This is a genomic window from Ruegeria sp. SCP10, assembly GCF_040329495.1.
In the GTDB taxonomy this organism is placed as follows: Bacteria; Pseudomonadota; Alphaproteobacteria; order Rhodobacterales; family Rhodobacteraceae; genus Ruegeria.
In genome coordinates this window covers 429923-448809 of record NZ_JBDZYF010000003.1, presented here as the reverse complement: position 1 = coordinate 448809, position 18887 = coordinate 429923, and the positions used below count along the sequence as shown (strand labels likewise).

Below are 18887 nucleotides of genomic sequence, written 5' to 3'. Positions count from 1 at the left end.
AAACAAAGGGAACGAGTTAAAGCTACAATCTTCACATCAGTATTCCATATGCAATGACGGCCGCTGCCACGATCAGGATCAACAGCAACACTAATATCGAAGCCTTGCGACCCCCGGTTTTTTTCTTTGGGCGCGGCCTCGGGCGGCTAACAGGTTTCGCACGGGGCTCTCGTTCTGGCCGGTCAGGACCGGGCACAGCACCGTGTAGATCAATGCCCACGAGCCGCGCATAGTCACGCGCCGTGCGGATGCGATCACGCGGCAGCAACTTGCAGCCAAGATCGATGGCATTCAGCAAGGCATCATCATATTTTTCCTGAACGCGATTGCGTTTCAGGTTGTGGCGTACGGGGACGTAGGGGTCACGACCTGTCGCCCGCTTTTCCTTCCAACGTTCTTCGGCGTTGGGCGGAAGGCTCTGCGAGACCATTTCATACAGGATGACCGAAAGGGCAAACAAATCGCTCCACGGGCCCTCCTGAATACTGCCGGTCAATCCGGTTTTATCCGCCGGAAACTGTTCAATCGCTGCGTATTTGCGCGTGAACATTGACGCGAGACCGCTGGATTTTCCCATTAGGCGAGCAGCGCCAAAATCGATCAGAATGGGCTGCCCGTCTTTGCGGATCATGACATTTGCCGGTTTCATATCGCGGTGAACCACACCGACATCATGCACGGCATCCAGGGCATTCAGCATCGAGTGCAGGAAAGTGGTGACAAGATCGGGCGGCACCGATCCGCGGGCATCAATCATGCGCGCCATCATCCGATCCAGTGGATCGCCGTGAATATACTCCATCACGCAATAGGCTGTGCCGTGTTTTCGGAATGCAGCCCGCACGCGCATCAGGCCCTGCTGCTGTGGCAGATCACGCAACAGATTGGCTTCTTGCAGAAACGCCTCTAACCCCATGTGGAACAATTGCCGCCCCTCGGACGTGGGCGAAACAGCGTTGTTGGGGCCTCGGTCCGCATAGTCAGCGGGAAAATACTCCTTGATCGCAAAACGCTCGCCGGTCTCGCGATTGCGCGAACGATAGGTGATGCCAAAGCCCCCCTGCCCCAATACGTCCCCCAGAACGTACCCGGCAAAGGTTTCTCCTTTTGGCAAATGCACCGACACCGTCAGAACTACCTTCCTTCACCACTAGGATTTTCTACAGAAACATCATCTTCTTCCGGAGTTTGCGCAGGCGTTGCCGGCTCCACCGGCTCTGTGCTTTCTGGTTCTTCGGGCGCAGACGGTTCGGTGGGTTCTGGGGTCGTTTCCTCGGGTGCGGGGGGTTCTTCTGGCTGCGATTCTTCAGCTTCTGGCACCTGGCCTTCAGGCTCTGTTAACGGCTCCTCGTCGCTATTGGAGTCGGACGCAATTGGGTCATCATCGACAGTGCTGTCACCAATACTGCGTTCTTCTTGTGATGGCGGATTTTGGACGGGCTCAGGCTCTGGCGTGACTTCGACTGGATCAGGCCGCAGCAGCCATGCGCCAGCTGCCGCAACAAGGGCCAAAGCTCCAAGACCAATCGCTGCATATTTAAGCGTATTCCCATTGCCGCCGGTGTTGTGAAACGCCCATTGGCTTCCCCGCAGCATGCTGCTCATGCCGTCTTGGACATGAGCGTAAACGACGACGGTTGTGTTATCCTGTTTCGGCTTTCCTTTTGCCTCGACCGCGTTCAACAGATCCGAGGCAACACCGCGCATATCGCGGCTTTTGCCATCTTGTAGGATATCCCGGATTTCAGGTTGCGACAGTGTATCTAGCCCATCCGAGCAGGACAGAACCACATCGCCGGGTTTCAGGCTGATGGCGTTGACGTCGGTCAGGGAAATCCGGTCCCCCATCAACGCCGAGCGCAAGGCATTGCGACGCGGGTGGCTATCCGCTTCTTCCTGCGTGATCTTGCCCGCAGCAACCATCTGCAACAATTCACCGTAAAGCGAGTGATCTGCGTTCAGCTTTTTCAAGCGTCCGTCGCGCAACAGAAATAGGCTGCTGTCACCAACCGAAACCCAAACCAGCCGATCCCCCAGCTTGAGCGCCGCGATCAGCGTGCATCCCATGCCTTTCAGGTCGGGCTGGCTGGCAATGCGCTGGCGTAGAGCATCATTTGCCGCCGTCAACGACTCCTGCAACCGGTCCCGCGGGCGAGGCGCCTCCGAGCCCCCGATGAAATGCTTCTTGAACGCCGACAGGGCCAAGTTGGATGCAACCTCGCCCCCTGCATGACCGCCCATCCCATCGGCCACCAGCATCAGAATGTCGGATTTCGGGTCTCGTTCGTTCTGATAGACGAGATCGAACGCGTCTTCCTGATTTTCGCGTTGGCCTAGGCTTTGTTTGCCGCTGATGATTGTCATCGGGATCAGTCGTCAGAGCTTTCGGCCAGCTCCGACCAGTCAAAATCCTCGTTACAGAAGGCCACAAAGCGCACATGCGTCTGTTTCGACAGCTCGATCAGTGCGTAGTTCTCCAGCGGCATGGTAGTCGCCACAATCTGACCATTGATCCGGCTGATATTGCGGCCAGTGCCGGGGGCGGCAAAAAACACGCGGTTGGCATCGTCAAAAATGATCCGAAGGTGATCATTGCCGGAAATCATCTTGTCGCCGAAATCCAAAGATACACGCTCAGCACCGTCGCGGCCCAGCGTGTTCATGCCCGAGCCCAGATTGACCGACTGCCCCAGCCCCGGCCCCTTGACCACCACCAGCCAGCCGGTGATCGGATCTACCATTGGGTCGAATTCGGCCTTGTCCGAGAAATTCTTGGACATGCCACCGTGATAGATCTGCGTCTTGTCATCCTCGACATATTCGGTCGGCGCTTCGCTGAAGGACGACCCGCTTGGCATGGCATGCGTCGCCTCGTCATCCGAGGGCGAGATGCTTTCGGTGAACCCGTCATCTGCGCCAAAATCCAGATCGTCGTTCAGCTCTTCGTCGTCCTTGTCGAACAGCCAGCTTGTCTTGTTGTCGTTGCCCATGTCTTCACCTTTCCTGTGTGTATGGTCCCGGATTATGCCCGAACCAGTTTCAGGCGAACGGACCCAAGGCCCACTGTGTCACCCACATTTATTCTCTGCGCGCCTTTGATCTTGCGCTCATTGATCAACGTACCATTCAAACTATCCAGATCGCTGATGGTAAATCGTCCGTCTGGCGAACCGCTGAGTTCCGCGTGCACGCGCGAAACACCACCATCTGGGATAACCACCCCGTTTGTGCTGCTACGCCCGATGGTCGAGCGTCCCGCGGGCACCGGGAAACGATGCCCGTTGTCCACCCGAACCAGAAAGGCAATCGGCGGCGGGGCGGTTGCCACCGTATGTGTCTCATCTTGCGGTGGTGGCATACCTGTTGCGTCGCCATCGTCGAAATCGCCAGCCTCCAGATCATCCTCGGGCTCACCCCCCGAACCGCGCCGCGCCAGCAGCACCGCCAGCAGTAGAAGCAGCAGCAACAGAACGCCAACCGCGATGTAGACATAAAGCGCCGGGAAACCGAAAATCTCGTCCTCCGGTTCTGGCGCAGGCTCTGGTTCCGGTTCCGGCGTCGGGTCAACCACGGGCTGGAACTCGGCGGAATAGCTCTTGGTTTGGGTTTGTCCCGGTTGGCCGACAACCGGTTCGATCATTTCGATGGTAATGCGAGCGGGTGCTGGATCTCCAACCGGCACAATCAGGCCCGAGCCTTTGACAGAATTGCCATAGGATCGGATGAAATCTGACACCACGGCATTGGCATCAGACTGATTTTGCAAAAAGACCTCTTCCATAAGGCCATTTTGCGGATCGGTCAGGCGTTTCAGCACATCAATGCCGCGTGTGGTGCGCGCATTGCCCTGTGCCCGCCAGAACATGCCAAGGGCTGAGACCGATACGCCTTCGCGCTCGGCGGCCTCGGTGATTTCTTCGACCGTGGCCAGACCTTCCTCATCTCCGTCGGTGATCAGGATCAGGTTTTTCAGCAGCACGTCATCTTGCTGGCTTAGCAATTCGATGGCGCGGGTGGCGTTGGCGACCAGACGGGTGTTCTGTTCCTTGATCTCAAGCCCCTCAACCACGTCTTCGGCCTGGGCCCGACTGGTGGAGAAGGGCGACAATTCAACAATGTCATTGCCGAACCCATAAATCGCCACCTTCTCATCCGTCGGCAGATTGGTCACCACGCGCGAAATCAGCTCACGCTCGCGGTTCCAGCTGCGCACACGCGCGCTGCGCTCACCGACGGACAGGTCAATCAGAACCATTGTCGCCGAAAGGGTCAGGTTGCCTGGGACGTCATCCAGAGATTTGACGAACTCGAAATCGGCCTGCGCGTCACCAAGCGAGCGAAAGCTCATATCGCCACGCTGATTGCCGGACGGAACGCGAACGAGGCAGCTGTCCTCGGGTGCGGGATCAGCGGGCGCACAATCCAAGATTGCTAGCCCGGTGGCTGGCGCGCGGGTTTTCCCCTCTTGCGCGTGGGCTGCGCCCGAAATGACCAAAGCAGCGGCAAGCGCCACCAATCTGCGTGAAAATCCGTAGGTCACGATCCCAAGACCCCCCTCAGGCAAGACGTCCCGGTCGTCGCATGTGCCGACAAGCGCCGACCTGACGTGATTAGAATTATATGGACAGCGCGCGATACGCCGACTTGATCCGGCTCAGTTCCGACGAGATGGCGGCGGAACTTGCACCGCTGTTAACGTCACGCTCGACCGCGTTCAGCTGATTGTCCAGCGCCTGAACCTGCTGCAGTTTTACAGGGTCCGAGGCCGAGGCAGCGCGCGCCTTCGCACCCTGAGCCTTTACATCAGCGATCTGCCTGCGCAGCGAGTCGATTTCGGCCTTGTTGGCATTGCTTTGCGCTGCCAATTGCGCATTGCGCTGCTCTGCCGCTTTGTTCTGTGCAATAATAGCGTCCGCTTGCGCTTTATTATTGGCGATCTGGCGGTCGTATTCACCGGAATTCAGGTTAGCAATATTGTCAAACAAAGTTGCCGTTGTTGGATCTGTTGAACCAGTACATCCCGCAACAGCGGTAACGGCGACAAGGGCGAAAGGTCTTGAAAAACGAAGAAGATCTGAAGTCATTTTCTCACTCTTACCAATTGAAAACCCGCGCCCAAGGTCAGACGCGGGTTATTGAAACTTATAGCAGGTTGATGGATGCCCGCGTCCGTGCCAGCCGGTTTTTGTTGCTGACCGCAGCATTTGTTGCTCCGCCCAAGCCGGGTTGGCCTTTGCTTGACGCCGTCTTCAGCTCCGAGATGGTGCTGTCCATGTTCTTTTCGCTGCGCTTCAACTCGTTCGACACAACCTGACGGTTGGATTTGATCGCGTTGACGCGCTGATTGTAAGCCGACTGAGACAGTTGACCGCCGTCCAGTTGACGGCGCAGCGATTTCAGTTCTGCATTTTGCGAGGCCAGCACCGAACGCAGGTTCGCTTCGACCGAGCTCAGCTGTTTGCTTACATTCGACAGATTTGCCAGAACCTGCTTGCTGTTGACGATTTCAACATTCTTAGCAGCGGCCTGACGGCCGACCTGGTTGCCGCCGACACCGCCAATTAGGCCACCCGCGGCGGCACCTGCCGCACAATCCCCGGCGTCTCCTCCCAGCAATAGGCCAAGGCCACAACCGACAACTGCGCCAGCCAGCGCACCCTGAACCGTATTGTTAACAATGATGTCCTTAGACACCTGATCCAGGCTTTTAACCTGCTTTTCCAGCTGTTTTTCCTGTTGGGTTTTTCCAGCCACTGAAGATGATGACGCAGATTGGAACGCCTCATCGGTACATGCTGTCAGTAGAAGGGAAATAGCAGCAAAAAATGACACCGCAACTGTACGCATCTCGTTACTCCGTAAAACAATTTTTCTTCTTAGTTGATTAAGAACTCACATATTTTTTATTTTCAATCAACGATTCGCAAATGACCTGCAAAGATAGAATACTGATTCGATTGGCATTCGACCAAATACTTTTGAACATTCGATCATAGGATGAGTTTTAAGATGAGATTACCCTTTGGTTTACGGGACAAGATGGTTCTGGCGAATGAGGTTTTTGCATTTGCCGGAAATATTGGCGCCGGTATTGGCGCGTTATTGGCTATTCTGGGTATTAGTTCCAATTTCGCGAACAATACCTCCAGGCTGGTCTTTAATGTTGAGGTGGCAACACTTTCGCTGCCCGTTCGGATGATTTTGGTGATTCTCATCGCCGCCGCATTGGGCTGGGGTTTGGGGGCATTGGTGACTTGGCTCAGCCATTCCCGGAATGAGGCGTTGAGCTTTGCTGTCTATGTTGTTGCCATCCTGTGGGGTGGATTGATTGTGGGTGCTGCCGACTGGTTGGCGGTTGCCATGAACCGGCAAATCCTGTCCGAGACCTTGCTATTCACCATTGTCGGGATGGGCCTTGCCTTGTGGGTGGCCGGGTTTCATTTTCGCAACTCCAACGCAGCCGGGAAACATGCGCTGCGGCTTCATTGTGATGCGCTCATGCTGTGCTCAATCGGAGCAGCGCTGTTCATGATTCTGACAATGCTGGGGGCACGGTGATGGCGATCGGGGGCCCTTTGGACGACAAAAACGCCGCCCGCCTGCTCAGCGCAGCTGCGCTGTTCGATTTCATGTTTCTGGCATTTGTTTGCGCCACTATCGAACCCGTGTTGCGGCAAGAGCTTGGCCTGCTGCGTGCGGGCCCCGCTCTTTCGGCAGGGCTGTATCTGGCGATGGTCCTTATCTACTGGCTGATCTGCGAAGGCGTGCTGAGCGGCGCAACCCTTGGTCGCTTTGTCCTGCGCCTGACGATGCGTGACAAAAGCGGCAAGCCGGTTTCACCCGTGCGGCGATCCACACGCGCCATGAAAAAGATCATGACGCTGGGAATGACGGGTCTGAACCCAAACACTGCCGCACGATATGACAGGGCTGCCGAAATTCGCTGGTTCAGCCCGATGGCGCCGCGGCCGGTGCCTCTGTGGCGGTTAGTTGTGCAATCCGGACCGGATCGTGGAAAGAGCCTGGTGTTCAATCAGGTCAAGGGCCTCAAATCCTTGCGGCAGATTAAGATCGGGCGCGATCCCGGCTGGGCCGATCTGGCATTGACACGCAGCAAGGGCGCGTCGGGCAAACACTGCATCTTGCAGATTGCCAAAGGCAACCAGCTTCAGATTCGGGACATGGGGTCTTCGAACGGAACCTGGGTGCGTGGGCGGCAAATTGCACCGGATAAACCAGTGCGGCTTGGCCCTGTCAGTCAGTTCCGTGTTGGGGATGTCTGGATCGCGGTCATTCGTTGAACGACAAAGCCGAGACATGGCGCCACACCTGCTACTCTTGCAACTCGCGCGCTTTTCGTATACCGCCGCATACCAATTGAATGGCGAGGTAGAATTCACACCTCGCGCTCTCGCCCCAATCGTCGGAAAACGCCATGAGCCTCTATACAGATTACCTGAGTGAAATCGAAACCCGCAAAGAGCAGGGACTGAGCCCCAAGCCTATTGATGATGGTGCATTGGTGAAAGAGATTATCGATCAGATCCGCGACCCTCAGAACGAATATCGCGCCGATTCACTGAACTATTTCATCTACAACACGCTGCCTGGTACAACGAGCGCCGCCGGTGAAAAGGCCCGCTTTCTGAAAGAGATCATTCTTGGCGACGCGGATGTCGAAGAGATAACGCAGGAATTTGCGTTTGAGTTGCTTTCGCATATGAAAGGCGGCCCCTCGGTCGAGGTGCTGCTGGATCTGGCCTTAGGCGAAGATACAAAGACTGCTGGCGAAGCGGCTGAAGTTCTTAAGACGCAAGTGTTCCTTTATGACGCTGATACTGATCGTCTAAAGGTCGCTTTCGAGGCCGGCAATCCGATCGCGAAAGACATTCTTGAAAGCTACGCCAAAGCTGAATTTTTTACCAAGCTTCCCGAAATTGATGAGGAGATTGAGGTTGTCACCTATGTCGCCGCCGAAGGCGATATTTCGACCGACCTGCTCTCGCCCGGTAATCAGGCGCATTCGCGCGCTGACCGGGAGTTGCACGGCAAATGCCTGATTTCCGAGGCAGCGCAGAAGGAAATTGAAGCGCTGAAGCTTCAACACCCTGGCAAACGGGTGATGTTGATTGCGGAAAAAGGCACGATGGGTGTGGGTTCGTCCCGTATGTCGGGTGTGAACAACGTGGCGCTGTGGACCGGCAAGCAGGCCAGTCCTTATGTGCCATTTGTTAACATAGCGCCGGTTGTGGCGGGTACCAATGGCATCTCGCCGATCTTCCTGACCACCGTGGGCGTGACTGGCGGCATTGGCCTTGACCTGAAGAACTGGGTCAAAAAGGTCGACGAAGACGGCAACGCGATCCTGAACAATGACGGCAATCCGATCCTTGAAGAGAAATACTCGGTTGCCACAGGTACGGTGCTGAAGATCAACACCAAGACCCACAAGCTGCTAAACGAAGATGGCGAAGAACTGGTCGATGTCCCAGCATCCTTCACGCCACAGAAGGTCGAATTCATGAAGGCCGGTGGCTCTTATGCCATTGTCTTTGGCAAAAAGCTGCAGACCATCGCGGCTGAGACACTGGGCGTCGAAGCCCCCCTGGTTTTTGCGCCGTCTAAAGAGATCAGCCACGAAGGTCAGGGCCTGACTGCAGTTGAAAAGATTTTCAACAAAAACGCTCTGGGCACCACGCCTGGCAAGACCCTGCATGCCGGGTCTGATGTGCGCGTCCGGGTAAACATTGTTGGCTCACAAGACACCACCGGTTTGATGACCATGCAGGAACTCGAAGCGATGGCTGCGACAGTGGTCTCTCCCAGCGTGGATGGGGCATACCAATCGGGCTGTCACACGGCTTCGGTGTGGGATGCCAAGGCACAGGCCAACACCCCGCGCCTGATGAAGTTCATGAATGATTTCGGCCTTGTCACCGGTCGTGACCCGAAAGGCGTCTATCATTCGATGACCGACGTGATTCACAAGGTGCTGAACGACATCACCGTGGATGACTGGTCGGTCATCATCGGCGGCGACAGCCACACCCGTATGTCCAAAGGCGTGGCCTTCGGGGCGGACTCGGGCACTGTGGCGCTGGCGCTTGCAACCGGTGAAGCCTCGATGCCGATCCCTGAATCGGTCAAGGTGACCTTTAAGGGCCACATGGCCAATCACATGGATTTCCGCGACGTGGTGCATGCGACGCAGGCTCAGATGCTGGACCAACATGGCGACAACGTTTTCCAGGGCCGCGTGATCGAGGTGCATATCGGCACGCTGCTGGCGGATCAGGCGTTCACCTTCACCGACTGGACGGCTGAGATGAAGGCCAAAGCTTCGGTCTGCATCTCAAATGACGAGACCCTGATTGGATCACTCGAACTGGCCAAGTCGCGTATCCAGATCATGATCGATAAAGGCATGGAACATGAAAATGGCATGCTGCAAAAGCTGATCGATATCGCGGATGCGCGCATTGCCGAAATCAAGTCGGGTGAAAAACCGGCGCTGCGCCCTGATGACAACGCGAAGTACTTTGCTGAAGTTGTTGTCGATCTGGATCAAATCGTCGAGCCGATGATCGCCGACCCGGATGTCAACAACGCCGATGTCTCCAAGCGCTACACCCACGACACGATCCGCCCGATCTCGTATTACAATGCTGAAAAGCATGTGGATCTGGGCTTTGTCGGGTCGTGCATGGTGCATAAGGGCGACATGAAGATCGTCGCTCAAATGCTGCGCAACCTCGAAAAGGGCGCGGGCAAGGTTGAGTTTAACGCGCCACTGGTTGTGGCCGCACCGACCTACAACATCATTGATGAATTGAAGGCCGAGGGGGATTGGGAAATCCTTCAACGCTATTCTGGGTTCGAGTTCGACGATCTGTTCCCCAAAACGCAAGCCCGTACAGAATACGAGAACATCCTGTACCTCGAACGCCCGGGCTGTAACCTCTGCATGGGCAATCAGGAGAAAGCGGCCAAAGGCGACACGGTTCTGGCCACCTCGACCCGCCTGTTCCAGGGCCGCGTCGTGGCGGATGCGCCGGATAAGAAAGGCGAAAGCCTGCTGGCCTCGACCCCGGTCGTGGTGCTGTCGGCCATTCTGGGCCGCACCCCAACCATCGACGAGTACAAGACTGCTGTCGAGGGCATAAATCTGACCAAATTTGCACCACCGGTAAAGGCCCCCGCGACGACCAATTCCGCTCATTTCTAAAGATGTGATCTAAGTGCAGATAAGCCCGGCCCATTGGTCGGGCTTTTTCATGGGCTCAAGCTGCCATGTCTTTCAAGACGGCTAGCAATTGCGCCACCTCCTGTTCGGTGTTGTAGTGGCACAGTGAGATACGGATGCAGTCAGACAGGCCCAGAGGCTTCAGTACATTGCCCGAATAATGGTCCGCTTTGCGCACATGGGTGCGGATGCCCTGCTGGTTGAGGGTTTCGACGGCTTGCTCGGACGGGACGCCATCCACCACAACCGACACAAGCCCTTCCCGCGCGGTGTTGTCTGCTCCTGCCAGAATGCGGATGTGGTCCATATCCCGCAGCCCCGGCAGGTTGCCGACCCCGTTGATCATCGCATTGGTCAGTTGGGTCTCATAGGCGTGGATGGCGCGGCCTGCCGCCTCGATCCGTTTACGCGGCTCGGCTTCGTCGGACACCTCGCCACCCAGCCAGATGAAATAGTCGATCACATCAGACATTGTGGCGTAAGAACCGGAATCACGGGTGCCGAACTCCCACCCCGTCGCGGGCGCGTCGATCAGCATGTCATGGGGCAGCGCGCTTAGCTTATCGGAGATCCACGCGATGCCATAGCCGTGGCGCGAGAACACTTTGTAAGGTGAAATGGCATAGCCATCGACATTATACGCATCCAGATCCAACTGGCCGTGCGCCGCGTGCTGGATACCGTCAACGATGATCAGGCAGTCGGGTGAAACGGTCCGGATCGCGGCGGAGATTGCGGCCACGTCCATGCCCATACCCGTCACGGGCGAGGCATGCAGGATTGTCGCCACCGCCACATCCGGGGTCATCAGAGCGGCATAGTCTTCAGCGGTGACTAGCCCGCTTGCATCGTCATGCTGGACGTTCACGTAATCTAGCCCAGCGATCCCGGCCCAGCGGCGCGCGGCGCTGCGGGTAGCGGGGTGTTCAATCGAGGACCCGATCACTTTGGCCCCTTCAGGCGCAACCAGACAAGCTGTGCGGATCAGCCGGAACAGCAACTCGGTCCCGCTTTCACCGGCAAAGAACTGACCTGAGCTGGTATTCATGAAAACGCCCAGATCGGCCTTGGCCTTGTTGATCACGTTCTGGGTGCCCTGCCCTGCCGGATTGATCCGCCCCGGATTGTCCGGGATCGCTGCATAGAAAGCCGAGGTCTCGGCCACTTTTTTCAATGTCAGCGCACCACCTGCGTTTTCAAAGAAGATACGCTCTCCCTGAAACGGGCAGCTCTCGACATGGGCGAAACGGTCGCGGATGGCCGCGATCAGATCGGGATTGTCTTTGATCATTTGGGGTTCCTGTCGCCGCTCATCGGTGGGCCCATAAGGAACTAGCACACCAGACCTGTTTCAGTGGTTTATTCCACGACATTTTGCGCGGGGAAAGGGCCGCAAACAGTCTTGGATCAACTTAGCAATGGTGCTGATCGACCATAGAGCGCAATTCTGAACCTGCATCTCTCGAAATCAACAGAAGATCGCCTTATGTGAACCCTAGCAGTCGCAAACCCAGCTAGGGGCGATTCCTTGGCCCCTATTCAATGAGTAGTCTTGATGAGCAAGAAAGTCCCTTCGCCCTGTATCGACGTCTGCAAATTCCGGCGCGAGGGTCATTGCATCGGCTGCTCGATGACGAAACCTCAGAAGAAGCTGTTCAAGTCAATCAAGCGTCCAGATCAGCAAGAGGCATTTGTGCAGATGCTGATCTGCCAGCAGAAAAAAATGGGCCGGTACACCCATTGGGGACCGGCCTATCTGAAAAAGCTGAAGAAAAGGAAGGCCAAAGTGAAGATCTCTCTGGCCGGCTAGCTTAGCGCAGCATAACGCGCAGGAACCACGCAAATTTCTCATGGGTCTGACCGCGGCCTATGCAAAGGTCTTCGGTCAGGGTATCACCGTGCTCGGCGGCCAGTTCGCCAGCGCCAGCCAAAGTCGCCGCCAGTGTTTCCTGAGCGTCCAGCATGAGCTTGATCATCTCTCTATCGGTGGCGTGGCCGTCATGTTCTTCAACTTTCGAGCGCTTGAGCATCCCCGCCAGCGTGCCTTCGGCATGGGCATCCAACGCCTTTACACGTTCTGCCAGATCATCTTGTGCAACAAAGTGATCTTCGTAGATTTTCTGGAACAGTTCATGCAGCGGGCTAAAGGCCATGCCGGTTACATTCCAATGAAAATTCTGCGCCAACATGGTTGTTACGGCTGTTTCAGCAACTGACTGGTTCAACGCATCTGCGATGGCGGTGCGGGCGTCGGTGGTCAGATCAACGGCTGTTTGTGTCATGGAAGTCACCTTTTTTCCTGGGGTTCGAAATGTTTTTGTCGATCAAGAACAGGGATCTTACCTCTATCTAAAGGATCAGGCAGAGATTCCAAGACTTATTTAGAATTATTCTAAAAAAGCTAAAACTGGTCCGAGACAGCCCGAACCAGAAAAGCCAAATTTCGTTGCCGCCAACGGGAAACGCGGGACTGGATCAGAAACCGGAAACTATCATCATCCTCGCGTTCGATGGCATCGAACAACCGCGCTAGCCAGGCCTCATCAAAGGACAGTTCGGACGAACCCGGGCGATGAAAGACCGGACGTTTTTCAACCGCCTGACCGAAGCCGCGCATCAAAATTTCCGCATGCCGCATCTGCGCGTCTGCAGGATCAGCCAACAGCAAGGCACAGGCCTGATCCAGATCGACCCGCGCAGCAGAACGGCAGCGCAGCGCAACCATTCGCAAGTGGTTGATGATCGCCAAGGGCCGATCCGCGATTTGCGGGGCTGGCGCAAGGCGCTGTTCTTCAACCGCCTTATAAACGACTGCGTGCATAGTTGGCTGAAACCTGTTCGTCTGCGTGATTGGGTTGCAAATTTAAACCTGACAATAGTAATAAGGATTGCCGATCACAAGAGGGCCGAAACTGACTTTTTGCCACATCTGCGCCAGAGTTGGCGCGTTCCCCATCAAATGAGATCGAACAAACGACCGGGAAGGCCGGGATGCCGTGGCAAATCCAATGCCCGGACAAGCGCAAACATCATCGCCTGGTTCGATGTGACCACTGGTTTGCCCAGTTGGTGTTCGATCCGCTCAACGGCCTCGACCGCCCGCATATCGGTGCAGCTGAGCACGATGGCTTCTGCTTCGGGGTGATCTGCGCGACAGGCAAGATCAAACACCTCATCTGGTGTCAGCTCACCCTGACCATAGTTTCCCAACGTCTGCCCGATATCGGCAGAATGCACCGTGGTGATGTCATTCCGCGCCAGAAAATCTGCTGCCTGCACGTTGATCTCACCCAAATAGGGTGAGGCGAACCCGACCTTACCCACACCCAATGCTTTGCTCGCCTCGACCAGCGCCCCAGCAGCAGTGAAGGTGATCGCCCCGGATGCGGCCTTGATGTCCTGCGCCAATTGCGCGTCGAAGCCGGAGCCATGGGTTAGCGTGGCAGAGGTGCAGCCGTACAGAACCACATCGGGCCGCACGCCCCCGATCATCCGCAGATCATGGCTGATATCCGAGGCCCCCAGCCCGGCCATTTGATCTGAGCCGGGGATTTCGTCCACGTCATACCCGCCGATGCGCTGGAAATGCACCGTCGTATCCGGGCAGCGCATCAGCATCATGTCGGCTTCCAGATTGGTGTTGGTGAAGGGTACCAACACACCGATCTTTGCCCGTGTTCGGGTCTCGTGGGTCATGACATCACCTTTCTGAGCACGGCCAAACCGCGATCTATGATCTCCTGCGGGCAGATCGTTGCCCGCAGACAATCGCCCAGCCCATAGCCGCCCATGCCCCGCATCAGCAAACCTTCGGCGCGCAGGGCATGATCTGCCTTCTGAGCGGTTTCGACATCTGCAAACCTGATCAGCACAAAATTCGTATGGCTGTTCGGCACAGTCAGGCCGAGCGCCCTGCACTCATTGGCAAAGCGATCCCGGATCGCAGCCGTTCGGTTCACCGTTTCCTGCATATGCGCCTGATCCCGCATCGCTGCCGCTGCCATGATCTGAGAGGGAATCGATACGTTGTTCGGGTTCAGGACTTTTCGCACCTCAGATGCAATCTCTGGCGGAAAGACACCCCAGCCCGCACGCGCGCCCGCCAACCCATATGCTTTTGAGAACGTGCGCAAAACCACCGTATCACCACGTTTCGCCAAGGCGAAAATCTCAGCCGGGTTCTGGTCTGTATCTGAAAACTCTGCGTAGGCTTGATCGATCACCAGCAGCACATCGTTTCGCAGAGCGTCGCGAAGACGGATGATTTCAGCATTCGGGATCAGAGTTCCTGTCGGATTACCCGGGTTGCAAACAAAAACAATCCGCGTTTGGGGCGTGACGGCGGCCAGAATATCATCGACCGAAACGGTCAGATCGACCTCACGCGCCTGCACATAATCCGCCTGCACCTGCGCCGTGGCCGACGCCACATAGGCATAGCCATAATCCGTACCCAACACCTGATCGCCTGAGCCAACATAGGCACTGATCAAGCAACTGATCAGTTCCATCGAGCCCGCTCCGCACAGGACCATTTCAGGGTCGAGGTTATGCACCTCGGCAATCGCTGCACGCAAATCAGACCAGTCCGGATCAGGATACAGCGGCATCTGATCCAATACCGCCTGCCCCGCTGCAACAGCCATTGGGCTGGGCGGAAAGGCGCTTTCATTCTGTGCCAGAGAAACGGTGTCTGCATCTCCAAGATCGGCCAGAGCGTAAGGAGCCATGGCGTGGATATGATCGACCGGCTTGATCATGGCTTGCCCCCATAGGTCTTGGCCCCTTCGGGTGTTACCAATCCGCGCCTCAGATCCAGCGCTACGGCGTCCGGGTCCCGATCTGCCGGATCGCCGAACCCGCCACCGCCGGGCGTGTCGAAGATCAGACAGTCTCCGCCTTCAACCCTTAGCTCGCCCTTGCCGGGAATGTCGCTGACCCCGTCCCGAAACCGGATACGTCCCGGCGCGCCGGGTTGGCCGCCCATCCGACCCAAGGCGGGGAATTTCAGCCGCTCAACCGACAGGAACACGATGAAGGGCGCACCGTTGGACGAAGTCATCTCGATCCTTTGCCCCAGCCCGCCGCGATATTTGCCCGCACCGCCCGAATCCGGCAGCAATTCGCGCCGCCATATGATCACCGGCGCAACGCTTTCGGTAATTTCGACCTGAGAGCCAAAGACGCCCGAAGGATAGGCCGTGGCCGACAGCCCATCCGCATGAGGCCGCGCACCGGTGCCGCCATTGTGCACGGGTTCAATGGCAAACTCGCGCCCGCCATTGGCTGCGATCTCAGGCGCGTGGCGCATGGGTAGGTCAAACATACAGCTTGCCCCCTCGGCCGGAACCTTATCGGGCAGCGCCTGATGCAGGCACCCCAATACCAGATCAGGCGTCACCTGCCCTAGTGTGTGACGCATCGCCACCGGAACCGGGCGCTGTGCGTTCAGGATGCAACCTTTTGGGCCATCCACTGTGAACGGCTCCAGCGAGCCCGCATTGTTGGGAATATCGGGCCCGACGATGCAGCGCAGGGCAAAGACTGTATAGGCCGTAGCGTAGTTTAGCGGCACGTTGATGCCTTTCTTGGAACAACCCGATGTGCCGGTGAAATCCACATGCATGCCGTCGCTGGCAACGGTAAGCGTAGCCTGCAGTTCCAGCTCATGCTCGTAGCCATCCATGCGCAGCACGTTCTTGTAGACGCCTTCAGGCACCTCGGCTATGGCCTCCAGCGCGCCTTTGCGCGACGTGTCAATGATATAGCTGCCCAAGCGATCCAGATCGTCGATCCCGAATTCTTCCATCATCGCCACCAGCCGGTTCACCCCTGCCTCACAACAGGCGATCAGGGCGTAGATGTCGCCCTCATTGGCGATCGGCTCGCGCGAGTTGGCGCGGATGATGTCCATCAGCAGCGCATTCGGCGTGCCTTCTTCGACCAGTTTGCAAGGAGGGATCAGCAGGCCCTCGTCGTAGATATCCGATCCTTCTGGCCCCATGCCCAACCCCCCCAGATCCACCAGATGAGAGGTGCAGGAGGTAAAGCCTACCACCCTGCCATCCTTGAAAGCGGGCATCATTAGCAGGAAGTCGTTCAGATGCCCTGAAGCCAGCCAGGGGTCGTTGGTCATGTAGATGTCACCGGGCTTCATATCCTGAATGGCAAAGCGCTGACACAGATGCAAAACCGCCTCGGCCATGGTGTTGATATGTCCGGGGGTTCCGGTCACAGCCTGCGCCAGCATCCTGCCATCGACATCAAAAATTCCGGCAGAGATGTCGCCACATTCCCTCACGATAGGGGAAAAGGCGGCGCGGATCAGGGTCTGGCCCTGTTCCTCAACCACGGCCAGCAGGCGGTTCCACATGACTTGCAGTCGAGCGGGAGAAAGATCGGGTTTCATCATGCTCCTCCTTTCTGATGTTGGATCAGAACCAAATTACCAATTGCATCCATATGGGCCGAGAAATCGGCGGATACGAGCGTGGTGGTCTGAGGTTCATGGATCAGCGCTGGCCCCGGCACGTGGTCACCGGGTTTCAGATCGGCACGCGCAATGAAAACGGCGTTTTTCGCAGTTCCATCCACATCGCAGGTGATCGGGCGCGTCTCGGTTGCGGTGAACACATTGCGTTCGGGCGCATCGAGCACCGGTGCAACTGTATTGTCCAACGTCGCTACCCTAACGGCCCAGTTCAAGATCTCGATCTGCATCCCAGGCACGGGGCGCGAGAATTGCTTGCGGTACTCCTCCTCAAACGCGGTGGTCAGCGGGGCAATGTCTTCGAGCGTCCCCGCACGGTCCGGCAGAGGGATTTCGATCTCATGCCCTTGCCCGTGATAGCGCATGAATGCTGTGCGCCGGGTTTGAGTCTGCGCATCGCCCGCCCCTTTGGCCACGACCTCTTCCGCCTCGGAAATCATCGCATCAAACAAGGCATTCACCCCATCCAGGTCCATGCTGTTCAGCAGCGAATAGTGTGAGCGCACAATCTCGAACGAGACCGGCGCGAACAGGAAGCCCACCGCCGATCCGACGCCCGGATTGGGTGGGATCACGATGCGGGACACACCGGCAGAGCGGGCGACGCGACTGGCGTGCAACGGGCCGTTCCCACCAAAGGCGATCATTGTGCGTGGGCCGAGGTCTTTCCCCGACTCGACCGCATGCATTCGCCCGGCGCTGGCCATGCTTTCATCGACAATGCGGCTGATCCCATCGGCGGCACCGAACGCATCCAAGTCCAACCGCTCCCCAATTGTACGGGCCAACGCTGCCTTGGCGCTAATCGCGTCCAACTGGATATGCCCTTCGGCAAAGGTATCCGGCACAATGTAGCCTAATGTAATATCACTGTCGGTCACCGTCGGTTCCGTTCCACCGCGCATAAAGGCCACCGGCCCGGGCTCTGACCCTGCAGATTGCGGCCCGACGGTCAGGCGGCCCAGACGATCCACCCCGGCAATAGAGCCGCCGCCGGCACCAATCTCGATCATCTCGATCACCGGAATACGCACCGGCATACCCGAGCCTTTGATGAACCGCGCGGCGCGCGCGATTTCGAAAGAACGTGAAGTCTGCGGCCTTGCATCGTTTATCAGGCACAGCTTGGCGGTCGTGCCACCCATGTCAAAGGATAGAACTTGATCGAGTCCTGCTTGCGCGGCGATGCGTGCGGCCAGAATGGCCCCGCCCGCTGGGCCGGATTCGACCAGACGGATTGGAAAGCGGGCTGCGGTTTCGACCGTGCACATGCCTCCGCCTGCCGTCATCATAAGGATCGGGCATGTCACACCTTCGGCTGCGAATTTCTTGGCGAAGCCGGCCAGATAGCTTTGCATCAGGGGTTGGATGTAGGCGTTTGCGACCGTGGTGCAGAGCCGGTCGAACTCACGCGCTTCGGGACTGACATCGGATGAGATTGAAACGGTTAGGTCTGGGCGGCGCTCAGCCAAAGCATCACGCAGACGCTGTTCATGCGCAGGGTTGGAATAGGCGTGCATCAGGCAGATCGCGACAACCTCGGCCCCGCAGGTGTCCAATTCAGCCAACAGGTTATCCAACCGCGCCTCGTCCAGCGGGATCAGCACTTTGCCTTCGGCGGACATACGTTCGCGGATCACAAAGGACCGCTCACGCGGGACAAGAAGATCAGGCTTTTCCAGATTGATATCGTATTGGGAATAGCGCCTCTCATACCCGATATCGAGGATATCTCGGAACCCTTCGGTGCAGATCGTCGCCACTACGGCCCCGCGCCGTTCGATCAGCGCATTTGTTGCCAGCGTGGTGCCATGGATGAACCCCGTCACCTGTGGCAGAGATCGCCTGCTTGCGGCCATCACACGCCGCGCGCCCTCCATCGCCCCGTCCGCCGGGTTCTGATGGGTCGTCAGGGTTTTGGTCGAGGCCAGTATCGTCTCATCGCCTTCGACCAGAACCGTGTCGGTAAAGGTGCCGCCGATATCTATGGCCAGGCGCAGCGCATTTGTCATGTTTCATCTCGTTTTGCATGTGACTTCGACCAATCAGAACGCCCCTCGGGCTTCTATTGGCGCATCACAACGAGATCACAGCCGGTTGCTCGGCGGTCCAATGGGTTGGTTGTTGAAACACAGCGCATATCTATTTGTTGCG

The 18887-nt window shown here is 57.2% G+C and carries 17 protein-coding genes; 4 read left to right on the top strand and 13 right to left on the bottom strand.

The features are described from left to right. Window positions 1-31: 31 nt before the first annotated feature. From ABLN87_RS11190 to ABLN87_RS11165, 6 genes are all read right to left on the bottom strand, one after another. Window positions 32-1120, bottom strand: a complete 1089-nt coding sequence (locus ABLN87_RS11190) for a serine/threonine protein kinase (protein ID WP_353010198.1) — start codon at window positions 1118-1120, stop codon at window positions 32-34. 14 nt (window positions 1121-1134) lie between these two features. After that, window positions 1135-2364, bottom strand: a complete 1230-nt coding sequence (locus ABLN87_RS11185) for a PP2C family protein-serine/threonine phosphatase (protein ID WP_353010196.1) — start codon at window positions 2362-2364, stop codon at window positions 1135-1137. Between the two features lie 5 nt (window positions 2365-2369). Further along, window positions 2370-2990: an FHA domain-containing protein gene (locus ABLN87_RS11180; protein WP_353010193.1), complete on the bottom strand. Its 621-nt coding sequence runs from the start codon at window positions 2988-2990 to the stop codon at window positions 2370-2372. Window positions 2991-3022: 32 nt separating this feature from the next. Beyond that, the gene (locus tag ABLN87_RS11175; RefSeq protein ID WP_353010191.1) at window positions 3023-4540 is read right to left on the bottom strand and encodes an FHA domain-containing protein; all 1518 of its coding nucleotides are present in this window, start codon (window positions 4538-4540) and stop codon (window positions 3023-3025) included. A gap of 76 nt (window positions 4541-4616) precedes the next feature. Continuing rightward, the gene (locus ABLN87_RS11170; protein WP_353010189.1) at window positions 4617-5084 is read right to left on the bottom strand and encodes a hypothetical protein; all 468 of its coding nucleotides are present in this window, start codon (window positions 5082-5084) and stop codon (window positions 4617-4619) included. A 58-nt stretch (window positions 5085-5142) separates the two neighbouring features. After that, window positions 5143-5847 carry a hypothetical protein gene (locus ABLN87_RS11165; RefSeq protein ID WP_353010186.1) on the bottom strand — a complete coding sequence of 235 codons (705 nt, stop codon included), beginning with the start codon at window positions 5845-5847 and terminating at the stop codon, window positions 5143-5145. Window positions 5848-6009: 162 nt separating this feature from the next. On the opposite strand from ABLN87_RS11165, the gene ABLN87_RS11160 reads away from it, so the two are divergent. The 3 genes from ABLN87_RS11160 (at window position 6010) to ABLN87_RS11150 (ending at window position 10225) form a co-directional block, all read left to right on the top strand. After that, on the top strand, window positions 6010-6558 hold the full coding sequence (locus ABLN87_RS11160) for a hypothetical protein (RefSeq protein WP_353010184.1): 549 nt from the start codon (window positions 6010-6012) through the stop codon (window positions 6556-6558). Next, the gene (locus ABLN87_RS11155; protein WP_353010181.1) at window positions 6558-7301 is read left to right on the top strand and encodes an FHA domain-containing protein; all 744 of its coding nucleotides are present in this window, start codon (window positions 6558-6560) and stop codon (window positions 7299-7301) included. Before ABLN87_RS11160 ends, ABLN87_RS11155 begins: the two co-directional genes overlap by 1 nt. A 134-nt stretch (window positions 7302-7435) precedes the next feature. Further along, window positions 7436-10225, top strand: a complete 2790-nt coding sequence (locus tag ABLN87_RS11150; protein WP_353010179.1) for a bifunctional aconitate hydratase 2/2-methylisocitrate dehydratase — start codon at window positions 7436-7438, stop codon at window positions 10223-10225. Window positions 10226-10280: 55 nt separating this feature from the next. Here the strand turns inward: ABLN87_RS11150 and ABLN87_RS11145 are convergent, their stop codons facing one another. Next, window positions 10281-11534, bottom strand: coding sequence for an aminotransferase class V-fold PLP-dependent enzyme (locus tag ABLN87_RS11145; protein ID WP_353010176.1), 1254 nt, complete (start codon window positions 11532-11534; stop codon window positions 10281-10283). Between the two features lie 264 nt (window positions 11535-11798). Between ABLN87_RS11145 and ABLN87_RS11140 the strand changes: the two genes are divergently transcribed. Next, complete coding sequence (locus ABLN87_RS11140) at window positions 11799-12053, top strand: DUF1289 domain-containing protein (protein WP_353010174.1); 255 nt, start codon at window positions 11799-11801, stop codon at window positions 12051-12053. Window position 12054: 1 nt separating this feature from the next. Here the strand turns inward: ABLN87_RS11140 and ABLN87_RS11135 are convergent, their stop codons facing one another. The 6 genes from ABLN87_RS11135 to ABLN87_RS11110 all read right to left on the bottom strand — a co-directional run bounded on the left by ABLN87_RS11135 (window position 12055) and on the right by ABLN87_RS11110 (window position 18745). Continuing rightward, window positions 12055-12525 (bottom strand): Dps family protein, encoded by a 471-nt coding sequence (locus ABLN87_RS11135; protein ID WP_353010172.1) that lies wholly within the window; start codon window positions 12523-12525, stop codon window positions 12055-12057. A gap of 119 nt (window positions 12526-12644) precedes the next feature. Then, on the bottom strand, window positions 12645-13064 hold the full coding sequence (locus ABLN87_RS11130) for a hypothetical protein (protein WP_353010170.1): 420 nt from the start codon (window positions 13062-13064) through the stop codon (window positions 12645-12647). A gap of 134 nt (window positions 13065-13198) precedes the next feature. Further along, a complete protein-coding gene (locus tag ABLN87_RS11125; RefSeq protein WP_353010167.1) occupies window positions 13199-13939 on the bottom strand; it encodes a maleate cis-trans isomerase family protein in 741 nt (246 codons plus the stop codon). Then, window positions 13936-15003 carry a pyridoxal phosphate-dependent aminotransferase gene (locus ABLN87_RS11120; RefSeq protein ID WP_353010164.1) on the bottom strand — a complete coding sequence of 356 codons (1068 nt, stop codon included), beginning with the start codon at window positions 15001-15003 and terminating at the stop codon, window positions 13936-13938. Before ABLN87_RS11120 ends, ABLN87_RS11125 begins: the two co-directional genes overlap by 4 nt. Continuing rightward, a complete protein-coding gene (locus tag ABLN87_RS11115) occupies window positions 15000-16652 on the bottom strand; it encodes a hydantoinase B/oxoprolinase family protein (protein ID WP_353010161.1) in 1653 nt (550 codons plus the stop codon). Before ABLN87_RS11115 ends, ABLN87_RS11120 begins: the two co-directional genes overlap by 4 nt. Continuing rightward, window positions 16652-18745 (bottom strand): hydantoinase/oxoprolinase family protein, encoded by a 2094-nt coding sequence (locus ABLN87_RS11110; protein ID WP_353010160.1) that lies wholly within the window; start codon window positions 18743-18745, stop codon window positions 16652-16654. Before ABLN87_RS11110 ends, ABLN87_RS11115 begins: the two co-directional genes overlap by 1 nt. Window positions 18746-18887 lie beyond the last annotated feature (142 nt).